This window comes from endosymbiont of Ridgeia piscesae, assembly GCF_001443665.1.
GTDB classification, from domain to species: Bacteria; Pseudomonadota; Gammaproteobacteria; order Chromatiales; family Chromatiaceae; genus Endoriftia; species Endoriftia persephonae.
In genome coordinates this window covers 78,401-99,225 of sequence record NZ_KQ557123.1, presented here as the reverse complement: position 1 = coordinate 99,225, position 20,825 = coordinate 78,401, and the positions used below count along the sequence as shown (strand labels likewise).

At 58.5% G+C, this 20,825-nt stretch carries 17 protein-coding genes and 1 pseudogene; 10 read left to right on the top strand and 8 right to left on the bottom strand.

What is annotated here, in order from left to right; all coding sequences use genetic code 11:
• Positions 1-524: 524 nt before the first annotated feature.
• The 8 genes and pseudogenes from Ga0074115_RS06330 (at position 525) to Ga0074115_RS06300 (ending at position 10,954) form a co-directional block, all read left to right on the top strand.
• A complete protein-coding gene (locus Ga0074115_RS06330) occupies positions 525-1,631 on the top strand; it encodes a cytochrome-c peroxidase (protein WP_057956079.1) in 1,107 nt (368 codons plus the stop codon).
• A 17-nt stretch (positions 1,632-1,648) separates the two neighbouring features.
• A complete protein-coding gene (locus tag Ga0074115_RS06325; RefSeq protein WP_057956080.1) occupies positions 1,649-2,887 on the top strand; it encodes a cytochrome-c peroxidase in 1,239 nt (412 codons plus the stop codon).
• Positions 2,887-3,483, top strand: a complete 597-nt coding sequence (locus Ga0074115_RS06320; protein WP_057956081.1) for an arsenate reductase (azurin) small subunit — start codon at positions 2,887-2,889, stop codon at positions 3,481-3,483. Before Ga0074115_RS06325 ends, Ga0074115_RS06320 begins: the two co-directional genes overlap by 1 nt.
• A pseudogene (locus Ga0074115_RS06315) lies at positions 3,473-6,233 on the top strand (molybdopterin-dependent oxidoreductase). Before Ga0074115_RS06320 ends, Ga0074115_RS06315 begins: the two are co-directional and overlap by 11 nt.
• Before the next feature lie 300 nt (positions 6,234-6,533).
• Positions 6,534-7,430, top strand: coding sequence for a phospholipase effector Tle1 domain-containing protein (locus tag Ga0074115_RS17070; RefSeq protein ID WP_269747041.1), 897 nt, complete (start codon positions 6,534-6,536; stop codon positions 7,428-7,430).
• Complete coding sequence (locus Ga0074115_RS17065; RefSeq protein WP_267887562.1) at positions 7,327-8,220, top strand: phospholipase effector Tle1 domain-containing protein; 894 nt, start codon at positions 7,327-7,329, stop codon at positions 8,218-8,220. The genes Ga0074115_RS17070 and Ga0074115_RS17065 overlap by 104 nt, the downstream gene beginning before the upstream one ends.
• Before the next feature lie 12 nt (positions 8,221-8,232).
• Entirely contained in the window at positions 8,233-10,359 is a 2,127-nt protein-coding gene (glgX, locus tag Ga0074115_RS06305) for a glycogen debranching protein GlgX (protein ID WP_057956093.1), read from the top strand.
• Between the two features lie 52 nt (positions 10,360-10,411).
• Positions 10,412-10,954 carry a DUF2058 domain-containing protein gene (locus tag Ga0074115_RS06300; protein ID WP_057956083.1) on the top strand — a complete coding sequence of 181 codons (543 nt, stop codon included), beginning with the start codon at positions 10,412-10,414 and terminating at the stop codon, positions 10,952-10,954.
• A gap of 51 nt (positions 10,955-11,005) precedes the next feature.
• Here the strand turns inward: Ga0074115_RS06300 and rhlE are convergent, their stop codons facing one another.
• The 3 genes from rhlE to fliK all read right to left on the bottom strand — a co-directional run bounded on the left by rhlE (position 11,006) and on the right by fliK (position 14,163).
• The gene (gene rhlE, locus Ga0074115_RS06295; protein ID WP_057956084.1) at positions 11,006-12,463 is read right to left on the bottom strand and encodes an ATP-dependent RNA helicase RhlE; all 1,458 of its coding nucleotides are present in this window, start codon (positions 12,461-12,463) and stop codon (positions 11,006-11,008) included.
• Between the two features lie 294 nt (positions 12,464-12,757).
• Positions 12,758-13,042 (bottom strand): EscU/YscU/HrcU family type III secretion system export apparatus switch protein, encoded by a 285-nt coding sequence (locus tag Ga0074115_RS06290; RefSeq protein WP_057956085.1) that lies wholly within the window; start codon positions 13,040-13,042, stop codon positions 12,758-12,760.
• On the bottom strand, positions 13,039-14,163 hold the full coding sequence (fliK, locus tag Ga0074115_RS06285) for a flagellar hook-length control protein FliK (protein WP_057956086.1): 1,125 nt from the start codon (positions 14,161-14,163) through the stop codon (positions 13,039-13,041). Before fliK ends, Ga0074115_RS06290 begins: the two co-directional genes overlap by 4 nt.
• A 131-nt stretch (positions 14,164-14,294) precedes the next feature.
• Between fliK and Ga0074115_RS06280 the strand changes: the two genes are divergently transcribed.
• Positions 14,295-15,089: a pentapeptide repeat-containing protein gene (locus Ga0074115_RS06280; protein WP_060528329.1), complete on the top strand. Its 795-nt coding sequence runs from the start codon at positions 14,295-14,297 to the stop codon at positions 15,087-15,089.
• 3 nt (positions 15,090-15,092) lie between these two features.
• Here the strand turns inward: Ga0074115_RS06280 and amrA are convergent, their stop codons facing one another.
• The gene (amrA, locus tag Ga0074115_RS06275; protein ID WP_232432934.1) at positions 15,093-15,695 is read right to left on the bottom strand and encodes an AmmeMemoRadiSam system protein A; all 603 of its coding nucleotides are present in this window, start codon (positions 15,693-15,695) and stop codon (positions 15,093-15,095) included.
• A 100-nt stretch (positions 15,696-15,795) separates the two neighbouring features.
• On the opposite strand from amrA, the gene rdgC reads away from it, so the two are divergent.
• Positions 15,796-16,707 carry a recombination-associated protein RdgC gene (gene rdgC / locus Ga0074115_RS06270; RefSeq protein ID WP_057956089.1) on the top strand — a complete coding sequence of 304 codons (912 nt, stop codon included), beginning with the start codon at positions 15,796-15,798 and terminating at the stop codon, positions 16,705-16,707.
• 323 nt (positions 16,708-17,030) lie between these two features.
• Here the strand turns inward: rdgC and Ga0074115_RS06265 are convergent, their stop codons facing one another.
• The 4 genes from Ga0074115_RS06265 to Ga0074115_RS06250 all read right to left on the bottom strand — a co-directional run bounded on the left by Ga0074115_RS06265 (position 17,031) and on the right by Ga0074115_RS06250 (position 20,817).
• On the bottom strand, positions 17,031-18,038 hold the full coding sequence (locus tag Ga0074115_RS06265; protein ID WP_057956090.1) for an NAD-dependent epimerase: 1,008 nt from the start codon (positions 18,036-18,038) through the stop codon (positions 17,031-17,033).
• Between the two features lie 50 nt (positions 18,039-18,088).
• Positions 18,089-19,366 carry a Vi polysaccharide biosynthesis UDP-N-acetylglucosamine C-6 dehydrogenase TviB gene (tviB, locus tag Ga0074115_RS06260; RefSeq protein WP_005958955.1) on the bottom strand — a complete coding sequence of 426 codons (1,278 nt, stop codon included), beginning with the start codon at positions 19,364-19,366 and terminating at the stop codon, positions 18,089-18,091.
• A gap of 104 nt (positions 19,367-19,470) precedes the next feature.
• Positions 19,471-20,322: a lytic transglycosylase domain-containing protein gene (locus Ga0074115_RS06255; protein WP_057956091.1), complete on the bottom strand. Its 852-nt coding sequence runs from the start codon at positions 20,320-20,322 to the stop codon at positions 19,471-19,473.
• On the bottom strand, positions 20,323-20,817 hold the full coding sequence (locus tag Ga0074115_RS06250) for a hypothetical protein (protein ID WP_060528328.1): 495 nt from the start codon (positions 20,815-20,817) through the stop codon (positions 20,323-20,325).
• Positions 20,818-20,825 lie beyond the last annotated feature (8 nt).

Here is a 20,825-nt window from a genome sequence, read left to right as displayed (position 1 = left end):
CATGGATGCAGGAGGTAGGCAACGCATGGAGCCGTTGCCGAGATTTGCTACGCAGAAGCTGGATATTCTGGGCACAAGATATGAATTCATGACTTGATCAGAGGCTCCTTAAATAAATCGTTTGTAGGTTCGACTGTAGTTGGGCTGGCTCGGCTGAAGCTGAGCCTACGGTGGCTGTGAGCCGATCTTCTGAATCTTTGGTGCCTTTGTCTGCGCCACCCTTCTCATCTGAGCGAAGCGGGCGAGTGCTCGGAATGTTGAACGATTTGATGTGCCTGAGTGATTTGTTCGGGGCGTTTTGGAACAGATCATTCAGCTGGGGGAAGTGGGATTTCTTGATCTGTATCAATGGCCTGGCTCTAACCATAGGAAAAACCGGGGTTTGTTGGTCAGGATAGGATTTGGCTCGGAATATGCAAATAGCTGAATCGAATTGGACCGTCGGCAGATCAATTAAGTTCCGGGGTCCGGATTCAGAATTTTCGGAATACCGATAATTGATAATCTGACTTGGAGGAAATCCAATGGGTGTACGAGTCAAGACCGGACATACCCTGCTGGCGGCAGCGCTGGGACTGGGTATGACGTTCGGTGCACAGGCCGGCAAGTATCCCGATATTTCGCCTCTGCCTGATCTGAAGATCAACAAGGCAAAGGCAGAGTTGGGTAAACGGCTGTTTTTTGATCGCCGTTTGTCGGGAGATGCAGGTATCGCCTGTGCCGACTGCCATCAACCGAAGCATGGGTATGCGCATCCCGATGCGCTCTCTCCGGGTTATCCGGGCAATGGCCATTTTCGCAACAGCGCCAGTCTGGTCAACACGGCACATAAGAAGGTGTGGAACTGGGATGGTCGTATCGGCACCAACCTGAACGATATGACCCGTGAGATGCTCACGGAAGACTACATCATGAATATGGATATGCGGATCATGCAGGAGCGTGTCAAGCAGGATCCAAAATATCTTGAGATGTTCAAGGCTGCGGGCATGGGCGAACCGTCAAACGGTAAGATCCGTAAGTTGATCCCTGAGTACCTGAAGACCCTGACCTCTCGCGGAGCGCCTATCGATACCGGCAAGATGTCCGCTGCAGCCAAGCGCGGCAAGAAGGTATTCGCGGGCAAGGGTGGCTGCATCCAGTGCCACAACGGTCCGCTGGCCTCTGATGGCAAGGCCCATAATACCGGTGTTCCCGAGAACTTTGATGTCTTCCTCGACCCGATGAACCACCAGGCATTCCTCGCCTTTGCGATGTTTCAGGGTATCGAGAACTACATGAACCTGAAGCGTGATCCGGGTTACTACAACGTCACCCTGAATGCTGACGACATGGGTAAATTCGTGACTCCCAGTCTGCGTGAGTTGAAATACACCGCGCCCTATATGCACAACGGTATGCTGAAGTCGCTGGATGATGTGATCGCCTTCTACAACAAGGGCGGTGGCAAAGATAGCCGCAAGAGCAAGTTGCTGAAGCCTCTGAAGCTCTCCAAACAGGAGAGAAGCGATCTCAAGGCATTCCTGCTCTCCATGTCCGGTGAGCCTCTGACCAGCAGCAAGTATGTCTGCAAGGAAGCCTATCCGGCTGAGTATCCAGTGATCGAAAACTGGACTCAGGTCAAGAACTAAACGTCGAGGAGACAGCGATGAGTAAGATGAAACAGACTCCAACCCTGTTGGCCGCTGCCATCACGACAGCACTGCTGGCCGGTTGCGCTGCCCAGGTGACGGCGGAACAGTCTGCTGCCCCGGCTGCAGCGCCGGCAGCCGCAAAGATGGCCAAAGGGCCTGCGCCTCTGGCGCCTCTGCCTGCGCCGCCAATTCCGCCGGATAACCTGCAGAGCCCCGAAAAGGTCGAATTGGGCAAGATACTCTTTTTCGATCCGCGTCTCGGTGGTGATGCCTCCACCGGTTGCTCCACCTGCCACGAACCCGATCAGGGCTGGGCATGGGCTGAGGACTTCTCCCGTGGTTATCCCGGTACCGTCCACTGGCGCAACAGTCAGACCGTGGTCAATAGCGGTTACATGCCCCGCCAGTTCTGGGCTGGTTCCGCCTCTTCCAATGAGAAGCAGGCACGGGGTGCTGCCAGGGGTGGTGTAGCCGGTAATGGTGAGGCCGACATCATGGAATCACGGCTGAAACTGATTCCTGAATATGTCGAGCGATTCCGTGATGTATTCGGTACCGAGTGGCCCTTGGTTCGCGACGCCTGGCGTGCCATCTCCGCCTTTGAGCGCACTTTGAACAGTCGTGGTGAGTATGAATCCCAGGTGGATAAGTACCTGAAGGGCGACAAGAGTGCTCTGAACGCTGAAGAGATCAAGGGCAAGGCCCTGTTCGAGGGCAAGGCTGGCTGTATCCAGTGCCATAACGGCGCAGTGGCCTCTGATCAGGACTTCTACAATATCGGCGTACCGCCGAACAAGCGATGGGAAGAGGACGGCCTGGCACAGATCACCTTCCGCTTTGAGCAGTATGCCAAGGGTCAGACTCAGGAGGGCTACCGTAAGGCCAAGTCAGATTGGGGCTTCTACTATCGCTCCAAGAACGCATGGGACAAGGGTAAGTTCCGCACCGCACCGCTGCGCTACCTGAGCTACACCGCGCCCTATATGCACAATGGTGTCTTCTACACCCTGGAAGAGGTCGTCGACTTCTACGATCGTGGTGGTTTTGATGAAGAGGGACGCACCACTCTGTTCCCAGAGAACAAGAGCAAGCTGATTAAACCGCTTGGTCTGACCGACGACGAGAAAGCAGCTCTGGTGGCGTTCCTCGAGGCGATGTCCGGTCCGGAGATCACCATAGAGAAACCCAAGATGCCCGAATATGCACCGCTCTTCACCAGGGCTGAGCTTGAAGCGGCACAGGAGGCAAAATAATGTCTGATATCGAGAAAAAAGACGAGACTGCAGCAGATCACGGCAAGTGCATGCTCAGCCGTCGTCAGTTCCTGATGTACAGTGGTTCTGCGGCAGCCGCAGCAAGCACTGTTTCGATCAGTCTGTTCCCTGGCCAGGCCGCAGCAAAGGCCCGTGTCGTGGGTTATCCGCGCAAGAAGATCGGCCAGCTCAGCGCCCTCAAGGATAACGAGCCGCTGAACTTCAATTATCCTGATGACAGCGCGATGAATATGCTGGTCAAGCTGGGTGGCGTGAAGGCTGGCGGCGGCGTCGGCTCACAGCGCGATGTGGTGGCCTTCAGCTACCTCTGCACCCACCAGGGCGGCAACATGATCGGCAAGTATCAGACGGTGGGTAACCATCGAGTACTGGGCCAGTGCCCACTGCACCTCTCCACCTATGATCTGACGCGTCATGGCATCATCGTTTCCGGACAGGCTTACCAGAGCCTGCCCCAGGTGCTGCTGGAGGTGGACGGCGACGATATCTATGCCGTCGGCATGATGGGCCTGATCTTCGGTCGTAACGAAAATCTATCAGGAATCCTGAGGAGGAGAATAGACAATGGCAACTAAATATTACCTCCCTGAGGATCATACACCGCTGCCGCCGAAAAGCGCGGATGTGATGACCACCTGTTGCGACTACTGCATCGTGGCCTGCGGTTATAAGATCTATCGTTGGCCGGTAGGTGCGCCGGATGGTGGCCCGAAGGCCTCAGAGAACGCCTTTAATACTGATTTTCCTTCCGGTCCGCTGCAGGCTTGGGTGGCTCCCACCCAGCACAACGTCGTGATGCACAAAGGACGTCCCCACAATGTGGTGATCATCCCGGATAAGGACTCCAAGGTCGTCAACGTTGGCGGTGACTCCTCGATCCGTGGTGGCTGTATCGCGCAGAAGTGCTACAACCCCGACAAACCGACAAACCGACAAACCGACAAACCGACAAACCGACAAACCGACAAACCGACAAACCGACAAACCGACCAACGACCGCCTGACCTCGCCCCTGGTGCGGATCAACGGTACTCTGCAGCCGGTGAGCTGGGACTTCGCCCTTGATATCGCCGCCGACGTGGCCAAGCATGTCATCAAGGAGCACGGTGCCAACGCCTACAGCGTCAAAACCTACTCCTACCAGTACTTCGAGAATACCTACGCGATCAAGAAGTTTGCCCGTCGTCACATCAAGACCGCGGCGTTCACCTTCCACGATACGCCCTCTGATGTGACCTCCACCCCCGGCTTCCGGGATGCGGGTTTCGATAACTTCGGTCCGGCCTACAAGGACTGGGGGGATGCGGATGTCTTAATGATCTGCGGTACCGATCCGTATGAGACCAAGACGATGATCTTCACCCAGTTCATCAAGCCCGCCATCGACCGCGGCCAGAAGACCATCTGGCTCAACGTGCGTGAGACCGCCGGCATCGCCTACGCCAAGAGCCGCGGCAATGCGCTCTTCCTGCAGGTCAACCCCGGTACTGATACCCCGGTATTGGGTGCCATCTCCCGCATCATCCTGGAGAACGGCTGGGAGGATAAGGATTGGATCAAGCACTGGGTTAACGACAAGTGGGGCTCCAGCTCCGGCTTTGGCCAGGGTACTCGTAACACCCCCTGGCAGTGGCGTACCACCTGGGGCAAGTTCCAGACCAATGGTGTCTACGGCAAGAAGGGCTACAAGGCCTGGGTCATGTTCCAAAAGGAATATGAGCCCGAGGTGGCTGCTAAGATCGCCGGTCTCGATGCCAAGGATCTCTACAAGGCAGCCGAGTGGCTGACTGGGGCTGGCAAGGCGCGTCCCAAGGCGTCCTTTGGTATCGAGAAGGGCTTCTACTGGTCCAACAACACTGGCAACACCAATGCAATCTCTTCGATTGCCACCATCTGTGGTGCAGGTGGGCGTCCGGGACAGGTGGTTGGTCGCTTCGGTGGCCACCAGCGTGGTGGTGCCGGTGGTGGCAGCTATCCGCGCAACAGGTCACCGGAGAAGGTGCCGGGTCGCCGTCGTCGCTCCCTGGATACCGATCGTTGGCTCTATTCAGGCCACACCCGCATGGCGCATGTCATCGGCACCACCTGGATCCAGGCGATGACCGGCTCCAACGGTCTGCACGCGAAGTTTGAGGAACTGGTGACCAACAATCCAAACCAGGTCACCTCCTGGGAGAAGGATGAGATCATCAAGACCCTCAAGGCACGCGCTGACTCCGGCGGTACCGTGGTGATCGACCAGGATATCTACCTGCGCGATCCGATCGGCGCCCGCTTTGCGGATATCATTTTTCCGGCTGCCACCTGGGGTGAGGAAGATCTGGCCCGCGCCAATGGCGAGCGTCGTATCCGCCTCTACCAGAAGTTCTACGATGCACCCGGTGATGCCAAGCCGGACTGGTGGATCATCGCCGGGCTGGCCAAGCGAATGGGTTTCGAAGGCTTCGATTGGAAAGACTCCAACCAGGTCTGCGAAGAGTCCTCCCGCTCCAGTCGTGGTAACCGCAAAGCCTACCACATGATCAAGGTCGCCGCCCATGCCGAGGGCAAGACCCTGCATCAGAAGCTGGCAGAGTTGGGTACCGAGGGCATCCAGGGGCCGACCTTCTACAACTACGAGACTGGCGAGCTGTTGGGGTCGGTGCGGCTGCACAACACCACTATGACTCAGGAGCAGATCGAGAAGGAAGGGCGCACCAAGGGTGCCAACATGATCAACAAGAAGGGAACCCACTTCAATTCCCAGACCGGTCGTGTGAACATCCAGAAACACCCCTGGAGCCTCTATGCAGACTACTGGGAGTGGATGAGTCCGAAAGAGGACGAGCTGTGGCACACCAACGGTCGTATCAACGAAGTCTGGCAGTCTGGCTTCGACGATATTGAGCGTCGCGCCTACATCACCCAGCGTTGGCCGGAGAACTTCACCGAGATCCATCCGGATGATGCCGCAGTCCGCGGTATTGAGTCGGGTGATCGGGTGATGCTCTACTCCAACCGCGTACCGGTGCACAAGAACACCATCAAGGGTGTGCATGGCAAAGACTTCCAGTTTTCCGAGCTGATGAAGAACGGCCATATCGCACTGGAGAAGGGTGCCACCACGGCGATCGCGATCGTTACGCCACATGTGAAGAAAGGGGCACTCTATTCCTACTTCATCACTCAGGGTCAGCCTTCGAATGCGCTGCAGGGGCGTGTGGTGGATAACGTCAGTGGTAACTACAACTACAAACTCGGTGTCTGCAAGATCAAGAATCTTGGCCCCTCCGAGTATAAGGATGAGTTCCGCACCATGTCGTTCGCACCGCGTAACATTGTCTGATCACATCTTCACTCTTTAGTGAGTGACATGCGGGGCTTCGGCCCCGCTTTTTTTTGCTATGCAGGGCGAGTCCTATCCCCCTCACTATCTTCATGGGCTACACTGGTCTCTGCCGGAGCCGGTTAGCTCCGATCAGCGTGGAGGAACGCCGCCACACGGGAGCAAAAGGGGCGTCAGAATCCTGTGGAACCGATAGTCAGAGTCAGCGGATAGGAGCCACTCTCGTTGCATAACTCACCTGGGTGTTCACCTCTGTTCCCCTGTCTCTCCCTGCTGAGCCATCCATATTGAGGGGATTGCATGATGACAACAGCAGATTCAGATGCTGGTGGAGCCAGCCAGCCTGTGCCGATGCGCAACAAAAATATCATCCTGTGCTCCGATGGCACAGGCAATCGCGGTGGTATTGGCAAGGGTACCAACGTATGGCGACTGTTTCAGGCGGTGGACCGACATGGCCATCTGCAACAGGGGGCGGATGAGCAGGGTGACGATGCACCCTGTGAGCAGATCACCTTCTATGATGACGGGGTCGGCACCTCTGACTACAAACTCCTAAAACTGCTGGGCGGTGGCATGGGCTTCGGTCTCAGTCGCAATATCCGGGACATCTACAGCTTCCTGGTAAAACATTACCAGACTGGCGATCGGATCTACCTGTTTGGTTTCAGCCGTGGCGCCTTCACCGCGCGCTGTGTGGCTGGCCTGATCGATACCTGCGGCATCATCGAGCCTGGTGCAGATGATGATGAGCTGAAGAGGCGGGTGAGTGAGACCTTTGCTGCCTATAAATTCAGCTATTGGCAGGAGCTGAGTGGCATGGATCGACTGGCCAGCCTCGCTGATGACAAGTTGAGACAGGTTGGCATCAAGTACCGCAGAACCTGGCGATGCCAAACCAACCATGGTGAGGATGGCAGGGAGGCCCCTGTCCACTGTGTTGGTGTCTGGGATACGGTGGGGGCGGTTGGCATGCCGGTAGATGAGTTGCGCGATGGCCTGACCTGGCTGCTACAACAGCTGGCCCGGATTCGTTTTCTTAGCAAGTATGTGCCGGTGGTTGAGTTTCTGGATGGCACCCCCCCCCAGACATATGCAGCATGGGTCTCATGCCCTGGCAATCGACGATCAGCGCCAAGCCTTTCACCCTACGCTCTGGAAAGAGAGCGGAAACCCGGCAGAGGGGGCGCAGGTTGAACAGGTCTGGTTTGCTGGCATGCACTCCAATGTCGGTGGCGGCTACCCCAAGGATCAACTCGCCCTGGTCAGTCTCGACTGGATGATGGACCGGGTCGAGGCGTGCGGAGTGCGTTTTCTCGAATCCAGCCGTGCAGCGGTTCGTCAGCAGTTGGATGAGCATGGCAGGATGTACGATTCACGTGCTGGTCTAGGCATCTACTATCGCTTTATGCCCCGTGATCTGACAAAGCTCTGGAGTGATGCGACAAAGAGTGATGCGGCAGGGCCCATGCTGATCCACCAGAGTGTCATGCAGCGCATTAGCGCCGCCACCCAGGGCTATGCCCCCCACAATCTTTCATCGAGCTTCAATCTGGTGAGTCGTACGGCCCTGAACCCGCCTGTTTACCAGCAACAGCCTTGGCAGGTGGATGCCGGCAAGTGCGACTATTATGATGCCTGTTTGGCGCGCAGTGCTCACTATGCCAGTTGGCGGCGGATCATCTACATGCTGCTGGTTGGCGCTACGCTCATCTTTCTGGGTCTGATCACCATGCTTGATCCCATACCCCAGGGAGAGATGATTGAAGCCTCACCGTTGCTGGGTGGGGTGATCAGCCTGCTGCAGTTTCTACTGCCGGATATGCTCGGTGGCCGTCTCGAGGCGCTAGGTGCCTACGAGGCGCCATTCTGGAGCCTTGTCGGGGTGCTTGCCCTCCTGTTTGTGGGCCATCGTCTGCTCAAGCGGAAGATGATAAATAGCGCCCAGGCGGGTTGGCGAAGGATCTTCCCGCTAAAGTCAGACTAACCAGTGTTGATCATGCAGAGCTACCAAACTACTCCCGGATCGAGGCAGCCGCTGGGTGCCTCACTCTCTTCGGCAGGCGCCAACTTCTCTATCGTCAGCCCTGACGCCACCCGGGTCGAGCTGCTGTTGTACGAGCATCATGATAGCCAGGCGCCGTTTCAGGTGATCGAACTTGATCCCGAGGTCAACCGCACCTTCATGTGCTGGCATGTCTTCGTCAAAAAGCTGAAGGCTGGCATCCACTACACCTGGCGGGTCGACGGTCCGTCGGACCCTTATCTGACAGGCAAGCGTTTTGATCCCAGCATCGAACTGCTCGACCCTTGGGCCAAGGCGGTCAGTGACAGTCGTTGGAATCGCACAGCCGCAATGCGTGGTGAAAAAAACGGCAGCATGCGCGCCATCGTGGTCAAAACCAAGGTCGGTAGCGGCGACCGGGAGGAGCGCCGCCGCCGTCGCATCCGGAAGGGGGCGTTTCGCTCCCAGGATGCGATCATCTACGAGATGCATGTGGGTGGATTTACGCTGCACCCCTCATCCGGAGTGGCGCCGGAGAAACGTGGTACCTTCGCTGGTGTGATCGAGAAGATCCCCTACCTGAAATCCCTCGGTATTACTCATGTGGAGTTGCTGCCGGTGATGGCATTCGACCGCCAGGATGTGCCGGCGGGAGTGGCCAAGCGGGGGCTGAGCAACTACTGGGGCTACAGTACCCACAGCTACTACAGCCCGCACCCCCACTACTGCATCAGCCCGGAACGCGGTACCCACCTGGATGAGTTTCGAGAGATGGTGGATGCGCTGCACGAGGCGAATATCGAAGTGATCCTCGATGTGGTCTTCAACCACACCGCCGAGGCGGGAGAAAATGGGCCGGTGATCAACTTCAAGGGGTTGAACAACGACGTTACCTACCATCTCGATCCGGATGAGCCGAGCCGCTATCGGGACTTTACCGGCTGCGGCAATACCGTCAACTGCAACAATCCGGTGGTCTCCAACTTTCTGGTCAGCTGCCTGGAGTTCTGGGTCAACGAGCTGCATGTGGACGGCTTCCGCTTCGATCTCGCCAGTGTGTTGTCACGGGGCGAGGATGGCGAGCCGATGGCCAGCCCGCCGATCATCTGGGCGATCGAGCTGTCACCGGTGCTGAGCACCAAACGCATCATTGCCGAGGCTTGGGACGCGGTCGGGCTCTATCAGGTCGGCAATTTCCCCGGCTATCGCTGGAGCGAGTGGAACGGGCGCTATCGGGATGTGGTGCGGCGTTTTGTGCGCGGCGATCCTGGTATCCTCGGCGAGGTGGCGACACGCATCAGCGGTAGCAGCGACTACTATCGACACCAGGGGCGCCACCCCTTCAACAGCATTAACTTCGTGACCTGCCACGACGGCTTCACCTTGTGGGACCTGGTCAGCTTCAACCATAAACATAACCAGCCGAACGGTGAGCACAACCGGGATGGTCACAACGACAATCTCAGCTGGAACTGTGGTGTAGAGGGGCAGACCGAGGATGCAGAGATCCTCGCCCTGCGGCGGCTGCAGGTGAAAAATTTCATGGCGATCCTGATGCTCAGCCAGGGGTTGCCGATGATCCTTGCCGGTGATGAGGTGCTGCGCAGCCAGCAAGGCAATAACAATGCCTGGTGTCAGGATAATGAAGTCGGCTGGTTCAACTGGGAACTGACCGAACAGAATAGGGAGATGTTGCGCTTCACTCGAGGCATGATCGCTCTGCGCAAACGTCACCCAAGCTTGAAACGGCGTCAGTTTTTGACCGGTGTGCCAGCGGCGGCGTCCGAGCTGGCCGATATCACTTGGCATGGAAAGAAATTCGGGCAACCTGCCTGGGACGATCCGGTTTCACGGGTGCTGGGTTTCACCCTCGCCGCGGTCGCGCCGGATGAAGCCCATCTGCATGTCATCATGAATATGTCCGAGCGGCGACAGCGTTTCTCTCTGCCAGCAACGCCGGACATCAGCTGGCGGTTGGCTGTGGATACTGCTGCAGCTGCCCCTGATGACATCCCTGACCCCGATCAGCAGCCCTACCTCACACGCGCTGAATTCGAGGTGGAGGCGCACAGCCTGGTGGTGCTGGAGGGGGAGGACTGCGGTAACGGTTGCACAGACTGAGCCTTGCCATCATCATCACCCCCTTCGTCCAGATTGCAAAGCAGAGAGGCAGATGGGTAATTCGCTACAGGATCAACTGCTACAGGCGGGAATGATCGCTAAACAGAAGGCCAAAAAGATCAAGAAGGCCAAACACAAACAGGACAGGCAGCAGCGCAAAACCAAGACGCCGGTGAGTGATCAGGTTAAACAGCAGGCGCAGCAGGCACAGCAGCAGAAGGTGGCGCGGGACCGGGAGCTGAATCGGCAGAAGCAGCAGGCGGCAGAGCAACGGGCTATTGTGGCGCAGATCCGCCAGCTGATCGAGCAGAATCAGGTGTCGGTAGAAGAGGGGGCTGAGATCGCCTACAACTTCACGGATGGCAGCAAAATCCGGCGTATCCATGTCAGCGAAGGCCAGCATGCCCTGTTGAGCAATGGCCGGCTCGCTGTGGTGCGGCAGGGAGAGGGTTATGCGATGGTGCCGGCAGTAGTCGCTGAAAAGATCCGCCAGCGGGATGCCAGCGTCATCCTGGTGCTGAATGAGTCACAGCCGCAGGATGACGAGGATGATCCCTACGCCGAATTCAAGGTGCCCGACGATTTGATGTGGTAGGCGTTGTCCGCCTAGCCGCCTAGCCGCCTAGCCGCCTAGCCGCCTAGCCGCCTAGCCGCCTAGCAGGGCCGGCTTTTCACCACTACGCTGCCGACGTTGGGATCCACTAGCTGAGCGCTGCTGTGCAGGCCGTGCCGGCTTCTTGTGTGACTTGCTCTGGGAACGGCGCTGGCCATCGGCGTGGCCGGCATGATCGGCATGGGAGTCGCCTCTTTTCTGCGTATTCGATCTCTCTGTCTGTGCACCAGAAATGCTGCGTTTTGCACTAGAGCGGCCTTCGGAACGGCGCTGCTGGGGTTGCCCCGATCGCCGGCCCTGTCTCTGTCCGCCCGGCGCGCTGCGTCCCTGCCTGATCGGCTCTGCCGGGATGCTTGGGTCGGGTTCGTAACCGGGGAGCACCTTCTCGGTAATCTTGCGCTTCAGTAGCCGCTCGATGTCCCGCAGCAGCTTGTGTTCGTCGATGCAGACCAACGACACCGCCTCGCCCTCGTTGCCGGCGCGACCGGTGCGGCCGATACGGTGCACATAGTCCTCTGGCACATTCGGCAGCTCATAGTTGACCACATGCGGCAGCTGATCGATATCGAGCCCGCGGGCGGCGATGTCGGTCGCCACCAGCACCCGTACCTCGCCGCTCTTGAAGTTGGCTAGCGCCCGGGTACGTGCCCCCTGACTCTTGTTGCCGTGGATCGCTGCGGCGCTCAGGCCGTCCTTCTCCAGCTGTTGTGCCAGCCGGTTGGCGCCGTGCTTGGTGCGGGTGAAGACCAGCACTTGGCGCCAGTTGTTGGCGCCGATCATGTGGGAGAGCAGCTCGCGCTTGCGCGCCTTGTCTACCGGGTAGACCACCTGGCTGACCAGCTCGGCGGCGGTATTGCGGCGGGCCACCTCGATCTGCTCCGGCTGGTTGAGCAGGTCGTTGGCCAGCCGTTTGATCTCCTGCGAATAGGTGGCGGAGAAGAGCAGGTTCTGGCGCTCATGGGGCAGTAGCCTCAGCACCTTGCGGATGTCGTGGATGAAACCCATGTCGAGCATCCGGTCTGCCTCGTCAAGCACCAGGATCTCGATGTGGGAGAGATCCAGGGTCTTCTGTGAGACGTGGTCGAGCAGGCGGCCGGGGGTGGCGACCAGGATGTCGACCCCGTGACGTAGCTTTTCGATCTGTGGGTTGATCTTTACTCCGCCGAAGATCACGGTGGATTTTAGCGGCAGATATTTGCCGTACTGCTCCACGCTCTCGCCCACCTGTGCCGCCAGCTCTCGGGTTGGGGTCAGCACCAGCGCCCGTACCGGGCGGCGGCCTTTTCCTTGAGCATGTTCCTCGAGCAGTTCCAGCAGCGGCAGGGTGAAACCGGCGGTCTTGCCGGTGCCGGTCTGGGCGCCAGCCATCACGTCGCGGCCGCTGAGGATGACTGGGATCGCCTGCTGTTGGACTGGCGTGGGTTGAGTGTAGCCCTGTTCGGAAACAGCACGCAGGATCGGGGCCGAGAGGCCGAGTTTCTCAAATGACATAGTGTTTTTGATTGCGCCAGAGGCGGTTGGGAGTAGAGCGTTGTGGGGGAAAGCGAGAGATTGTCGCTGAATCGCGAGACTCTAGCGCGTGCTAAGCTAGATTGCAAATTCAGACCACACGACACCACTATCACGTCATCTATCTCAGCAAGTCGTTGTGTTACCACCAAGAGCAGAAAGGACACGAAGGCGATAACAGTTTGTTTCTAATGCGGCTTTGTGCCCTTCGTGGTTGAGACTGGTCTAACTTCAGTTGTCGTCGTCATTGAATGACACAGTCTTGTAGACGGTGCCCTATTCGTAGCCCGGTGGCCGTTTGCCCGAGAGCAGATAGGCAAAGGCGATCACCTCGGCTACCGCACGGTAGAGGGCCTCGGGGATCTCATCGCCCAACGGGATTTGTGCCAGCAGGGCACTGAGTTCGGTGTCCTGGTGCAGTGGGATATTGTGCTCTTTGGCGATAGAAAAGATCTGTTCCGCCACTGCCCCCCGCCCCTTAGCAGTAAGCCGGGGGGCGTTGCTGCCATCGTAGTTGAGGGCGATGGCGAGGTCGGCCTGCCGCTGTTTGTCGTCGCTCATGCCTTTTCATCCAGTAGCGAGAGGCCGCTGGGCAGTTCCCGCTCTTCTGTCGGTATGCCCTGATAGGCCTTGATCTGTGTGACTTCGAGGCCAGCCCTTTCGAAAGCGCTTTTCAGTTGGCTGGTATGTCGTTTCAGCAGTTGGGTGGTGTGTGGCTGTTCCGCCCAAAATAGACTGGAGATGCTTTTTCCCTGCAGTCGCAGTTGTACCCGCATCGGACCGAGTCCCGCCAGGTTCATGCGCAGGGTGAGGCTCCAGATCTGTTCTTCACCCGGGTTCTCCTGAGTGCCCTGTCGCTTGATGAAGATGGTGAATAGATCGGTCTGATCCGCATTGCGGATCGGCAGCTCAAACTGCCACAGTTGACGGCTGGGGTCATCCTGGGGGAGGGAGTTGAGCTGCAGCGTCTCAATGCGGGCGAGGCCGGAGTCGAGCTGCTTGGCGAGGTCAAGCAGCAGCCGGGTGGCTGCTTCGCCCAGTGGTTGAGGTGCCTGGGGGGCTGCTTGGGGGAGTTGAAAGCGGCTTGCCACTCCAGCTCTATTTCCGAGCGTGAATTTGAGTGCACCCAGCAGCTGCAGCAGGCTGATCTTCAGATCGCCCGCCTGTGGCCTGCCCTCCAGCAGGCTGCGTTCGCTGAAGAGGCCGCTGTTGCTCACGCCTTCACGCAGTCGCTGGATGAGCTCCGGCCGAGCGGAAGTGAGCAGCTGTTGGGTGATCTGGCCTATCGACTGGCGCAGACTCTCCGGCAGCTCCCGGCTTGCTGGGCTGGAGAGCAGTTCGGCGAAGCGCTGGAACAGCTGCGTAAGGGGCTGTTGTCGCGGCAGGATCGATTTCAGCATAGTATTTTGGATCTCAGCCAGGCTGCGTCCGGTCACCAGCTTGAGTTCCGGCAGCTCGCCTGCCTTCTCCACGCTCAGGGTAAGCTGCTGTCCGGTCTTGATGGCGAGCTGGGTCTGGGCGATCAGTTTGGTGACACCGATCTGCAGCCGCACACTGCCGTTGATGTTGTCGCTCAGGGCCGTGGCCTTGAGCAGTTGCCCCGGCTTGAGGCTATTCAGCAACTGCTCCCGGGAGGGGGGCGGCGAGAGTTGGCCGGTCAGTTTCAGATGGGTGATGTGCATGGGCTGGTGCCGAAACCCTCTTTCAAACGCTAAACATCCCTGCCGGCAGGGGCTGGAAAAAGTATAAGCGACTTGGAGGGCGATTCAATTTCGCTTTGGCTGCGCCGCTAACGGAGAAGACGAGGTGGCTGATGTCTACTGCGATGAGTGAACAGGAACAGAGATACCCGGACCAATGGCTGTTGCGCTGTAAGGGGGTGAAGCACGGGCCCTATCCAGCGGCTAGCGTGCGCCGTAAGCTGTTGCGGGGTGAATTGGAGCTGAGCGATGAGATCAGCCGAGATGGCCGCCAGTGGCAGCAGATTTTGCATGTCGCAGATGTGGTTCCCCTGCAACTGCGCGCCCTGCTTGGTGAGAAGCAGGCAGGGCGTCTGTTTGCCCATCGTGTGCACTCTGGGCATGAGCGGGAGGATGCACTCAGCGCACCTCTGAGTCCTGTGGTCATCCTCGCGTTGGTTGCGGGGCTGCTGAGTTTACTTGGTGTGGCGCTCTGGTTTGGCGTGCCGCCGCCAGTAGATCCACCCCGATGTGATGCGCCGCCCGCGCCAGGTGTCAACTGGCGCAACTGCGTGCTGGCGGGGGTCGATGTGGGCTCGGCAAGCCTGCAGGGTGCCAATCTGAATAGTACAATTCTGCGTGGTGCACATCTGACCGCCACCAATCTGGAACATGCCGATCTGCGTTATGCAAACCTGACCAAGGCCGATCTGGCCTATGCGCTGCTCAGCGGGGCGAGCCTGATGGGGGCGGATCTGCGTGGTGCGGATCTTTCCCACACTGATCTGCGCGGAGCAGATCTGCGGTTTACCGATCTGAGCGGGGCGAGCCTGGCAGGTGCGCAGCTGCAGGATGCCCATTTTGACCAGGCGCTCTGGCTGGATGGCAAGCCCTGTCTGGTGGGCTCCAAAGGCAAATGCCTGCGCTGAATCTCACCCTTTCTGGGGCTGATCCTCTGGCCGGCTGGAGAAAGATTCGGTCTCGTATCGGAAAATCTGCACACTGCCGGACCAGTGGTTCTCGGGGAGTCCTGCCTTGCGCTTCAGTTGGCGAAGAAAATCTTCCGGTTGTGGCAGCGAATCCCAGACTGAGGGGAGGAAGGTGCCGCGATTATAGCCCTCTTTCAGGATCAGCCCGTCGCGGCCGGGGCGCAGCTGGGCGAGCAGCTCGGCCTCGGAAGTGAACTCCAGTGGCACAGAGGGAGTCAGGATGGAGATGTGGAGTTCGATGCTGCTCAGCTCGCTGCGTTTCAATGGCGGGAAACGCGGATCTCGGAAGGCGGCGTAGGCGTTGTCGGCGACATCTTTCACTAGTGGCTGGAAGGCCTCCAAGTGGCCGATACAGCCGCGCAACATGCCATGTTTGTTGAGTGTGACGAAGCTGGCGCGCTCCTGCTGCAGGGGCTCGGGGTAGGTGTCAAGCTTGGTCTCGGGGGCGCAGCCATTGTCGAGTCCATAGGCTATCGATTCGAACGCTACCGCCATCAGCGTGTCACGCTCCACGCTGCCCAAGCGATCGGTGGTTACCTCTGTCATGGTCTCTACCATGTGTCGCCGGGAGCAAAAAAGCAAGTCTGGATTCACGCTACCCCATTCGCCATAATCCCGCTCTTTTCACACACAGGAAGCTCGCCGCATGTGGTTTAAAAATCTGCGTATCTACCGTTTAAAGCAGGCGTTTGATCTCTCCCAGGAACAGCTGCAGGAGCTTTTGCAGGAGCGGGCGTTCCGCCCCTGTGGTCCTAATGAGCCGTTATCGGTGGGGTGGGCGGCGGTGGTTGCCGGTCAGGAGTCAGGCCTCTGTTACGAAAACACCGGTAGCCTGATGATCTGCATGCGTCAGGAGGAGCGGCTGTTGCCTGCGCCGGTGATTAACGAGGCGGTGGCGGAGCGGGTTGCGGCGGTGGAAGAGGCGGAGGCGCGCCGCGTTTCCCGCAAAGAGCAGCGGGAGATGCGCGATGAGATCATCTTTGAACTGCTGCCGAAGGCGTTCACAAAATCCTCTTATCTGCATGCCATGATCGATCGCTCGAATCGCTGGATTCTGGTGGATGCGGCCTCGGCAAAGCGGGCGGAGGCGCTGCTGAGCCTGTTGCGGGAGACACTGGGCAGCCTGCCGCTTCGCCCCCTTGAGAGCCAGATTGCCCCTGCGGCAGTACTGACCGACTGGGTCCGGGAGCCAGAGAGCAACCCGGGTTTCCTGCTGCTGGACAGCTGCGAACTGCGCGACATCAACGATGAGTCTGCAGTGATCCGCTGCAAGGGCCAGGATCTGGCAGCTGAAGAGATCGGCGTTCACCTGGCGGCGGGAAAACAGGTGGTGAAGCTGGGGATCGAGTGGGAAGAGCGGATCTCCTGTAGCTTGGAGTCCGACTTGGCGCTGAAGCGCTTGCGGTTTCTGGATCTGATTCAGGAGGAGGCAGCGGAAGCCGAGGCAGAGGATGCTATCACCCGCTTCGATGTGGATTTCGCCTTAATGAATCTGGAACTGCGCCGCTTTTTGCCGCGGTTGCTGGAGCAGTTTGGTGGGTTGCTGGAGGAAGGGTAGCGGATCTTCTTTGTCAGACTTGCGGTCTTCAAACAAATACCCAACTAACAGAAGGGTTTAGTTGGCTTGGGTCAATGCCAGGCGGGAAGGGCAACGGGTAGTCTATGCCTGCAACGTACACGGATTGGTCGTTTCCGTGGATAAGCGCTAGTCTGCAGGTGGGGTATTCTAAGCCTCCTGGGTTGGAGGCCCCACCTGCGTTTTTTTCTCCCCGAATCCTCATGAGAGCTGAAGCAGCACGCTACGTTGCTTCTGCCTGGTTCCGTGCGCCAGGTGGTTAGAGTTACGATGGCGCACCTGGCGCCACCGTAACAGCCTACAGATCAATAGCCGTAGAACCCCTTGAACCACTTGCCGAAGGCGGCGACGCCATCTTCCAGCTTGGTATCCGGCTTGTAGCCGGTGTCCTTGATTAGATCATCCACGTCCGCGTAGGTGGCAACCACATCGCCATCCTGCAGCGGCAGCATGTTGACCTTCGCCTTCTTGCCCAGCGACTCTTCCAACAGCTCAATGTAACGCATCAACTCGGTGGGGTTGTTGCTGCCGATATTGTAGATGCGGTAGGGCGCACGGCTGCTGGCGGTGTCCGGGTTGTCGCTATTCCAGTCCGGATTGGGCTGGGCTGGGCGATCCAGCACCCGGATCACACCCTCGACGATGTCGTCGATGTAGGTGAAGTCACGCTGATGCTTGCCGTAGTTGAAAACGTCGATGTGCTCGCCCTTCATGATCTTGTGGGCGAACTTGAGCATCGCCATGTCGGGGCGGCTCCAAGGACCATAGACGGTGAAGAAGCGCAGTCCGGTGGTGGGTAGCCGGTAGAGGTGGCTGTAAGTGTGGGCCATCAGTTCGTTGGCCTTCTTGGTCGCCGCGTAGAGGCTCACCGGGTGGTTGACGTTGTCGTGCACCGAGAAGGGCATCGAGGTGTTAGCACCGTAGACCGAGCTGCTGGAAGCGTAGACCAGGTGTTCCACGTCGTTGTGGCGACACCCCTCCAGGATGTGGCCGAAGCCCATCAGGTTGGAATCGATATAGGCGAGCGGGTTCTCGATGGAGTAGCGCACACCGGCCTGGGCGGCCAGGTTGACTACCCGGTTTGGCTTGTGGGTGGCGAAGAGATCGGCGATACCTTCGCGATCCTCCAGCTCCATCCGGATGTCGGTGAAGCTGGGGTGGTCCTGGGTACGCGCCAGGCGCGCCTTCTTCAGGTTGACGTCGTAGTAGTCGTTGAGGCAATCGATGCTGATGACCTCATCGCCGCGCTCCAGCAGGCGCAGCGCCAGCGCGGAGCCGATGAAACCGGCACCGCCGGTGATCAAAACTTTCATGGATTCTCCTTGGGAACCTTGAGTAATCGGGGTCGGGGCGGATGTCCTGGTTATAGGCGACCGTCCACCTGATCGGCGGGCAGGATATTCTTGACGTCGTAGAGTACGCCATCGGGTTTGCACAGGGCGCGGATCTTGTCGATGCCCATCTCGACAAACTCGTTGTGCGCTACGGCCAATACCACTGCGTCATAGGCACCCTCTTCGAGATTGTCGATGGGGGTGACGCCGTACTCTTTGTGGGCTTCGTCCTTGTCCACCCAGGGATCGTAGACGTCGACGGAGGCGCCGTAGTCATCGAATTCGGCGATGATGTCGACCACGCGAGTGTTGCGCAGATCGGGGCAGTTTTCCTTGAAGGTCAAGCCGAGCACCAGCACCTTGCCGTTGCCGGAGATTACGCCGCGCTTCATCATCAGCTTGACCACGGTGTAGACCACATAGGAACCCATGCTGTCGGAGAGGCGACGGCAGGCAAGGATGATCTCGGGCTGGTAGCCGGTGGCCTGCGCCTTGTGGGCGATGTAGTAGGGGTCGACACCGATACAGTGGCCACCTACCAGGCCGGGCTTGAAGGGCAGGAAGTTCCACTTGGTGCCAGCGGCCGCCAGCACCTCCTCGGTGTCGATGCCGAGGCGATTGAAGATCAGTGCGAGTTCGTTGATCAGGGCGATGTTGACGTCGCGCTGGGTGTTCTCGATGACCTTGGCAGCCTCGGCGACCTTGATGCTGCTCGCCTTGTGGGTGCCGGCCTGGATGATGCTCTTATAGAGATCATCGACATAGTCGGCGACATCGGGGGTGGAACCGGAGGTGACCTTCTTGATGGTCACCAGGCGGTGCTCTTTGTCACCGGGGTTGATGCGCTCGGGGCTGTAGCCGGCGTAGAAGTCCTGGTTGAACTTGAGCCCGGAGATCTCTTCGATGATCGGGATGCAGTCTTCTTCGGTGGCGCCGGGGTAGACGGTCGACTCGAAGATTGCGACATCACCAGGCTTGATCAGGCTGCCAAGCATGCGGCTGGCGCCGATCAGCGGGCTCAGGTCGGGCTGCTTGTGTTCGTTGATCGGAGTAGGAACCGTAACGATGTAGACGTTGCAGTCCTTCAGATCGTCCGGATTACTGCTGTAGCTGAGCTGAGGGCAGGCCTTGAGCTCTTCGGGTTCTACTTCCAGGGAGCTGTCGCGGCCCTGTTTCAGTTCCTCTACCCGAGCTTCGTTAATATCGAGACCGATGGTTGGATACTGTTTGCCAAATTCGACGGCCAGAGGCAGACCGACGTAGCCCAGTCCAAGTACACCGATTCGTGTGTTCCTGAGGTCGAACATGCTGAGTCCTTGTTTATAACTTGTTGTAATTTAAGAGAATAACTAGATAGAGGGTTCTGCAGTAAGGGTGCAAAAAACCTTACGAATAGTAGCGTGTGGCTAATTCAAAGGCGAGATTTTTTCTTGAAGGTGAGATGTCGTTCCGAAAAATCTCTGGAGTTGAATCCAGCCGCCTTCAGCAGTGGAAGAGCCTGCTTTGCTGCGTGCTCATCTGCAATCACCACCACCACGCGAAATCGTTGTGCCGGGGTGCGGAACCAGTCGAAGTGGAGCGCCGGAAAACGGGCGATGAGATGGGCCAGCATGGCCTCCGCCCGGTAGGGTCGGCTGAACTCGACCAGGAGCAGTTTTTGTTCATTTGAGAAGTCAGTCTGGCGCTGGCTAGTGGCGGTGGCAGCATAGCGGCCAAGCAGGCTCTGTAGATGACGGTAGATATAGCGGCTGTACCAGTCGGCGCCATCGGGGATCGGTGCATCCCCTTTGGTGATGCGGCTGGGACCATGATTGTAGGCCGCCAGCGCACGGTGTAGATCGCCATCGTAGCGCTGTAGCAACTCCTTCAGATAGCGTCCGCCCGCCGCCACGTTACGACAGGGCTGATAGAGATCGGCGAGCCGATAGATGCCCAGGTGATTGGCGGTCCCAGGCCACTGGATCTGCATCAGACCGTGGGCATTGGCTTTGGAGATGGCATTGGCGTCGAAGTCGCTCTCGCCCCGGGCCACGGCCAACAACAATAGCGTGGGCAGCTGCTGGGCTGCCGCAGCTCGCTGGAAGCAGTGCAGATAGGGGAGCCTGGCTGAGATGGCAGGCTGGTGCTCCTGTTGTTCAAGAAATGTCCGCCAACGCTGCTGCATCTCGCTGGATCGAGCGGATGAGGATCCAGGTGCTGCACAAAGCAGTGCCGGTATCAGCAGCAATGCGAGGGTGGCGGCGCCTCGGCTCAGAAATGCCATCTATGGCGTTCCCTGCTCGATGGGAAGGCCGCTGGCACTGCTGATCAGCGCGAGTCCGATGCGCTGGTCTGGTTCGCCACGGTAGGCAAACTGGGCCTGGTATCTGCCGCTGCCGCTCTGTTCCACGTGGACTTCACGGCCACTGAGCCGGGCGATGCGGCTGGCAAATCCAAGTGCCGAGAGCTCGCTGCGGAAAGGTTTCCAGAACGGTTGCCAGGCCAGTGGCAGCTGTTCCGGCGAACTCCCCTCTGATGGGGAGAGGGTTGCCGGTTGATGTTTCGGCGCTTTGGCTTGGGCGATGGACTGGCTTGTTGCCCTGCTAGTCTCTGCAGGTTCTGGAGTAGGCCGCTTATCGTATTGTACTGCCTCGCTTATCTGCCCAAGAGTTGCGTCAACCCTGCTGTGCAGTTCGGTCAGTTGGGGTGGATCGAGCAGGCTTAAAAGCAGTAGTGCAGCGATGCTGCTGCCGGTGATAAATCCCAATACCCTGAACATCTCGTCCT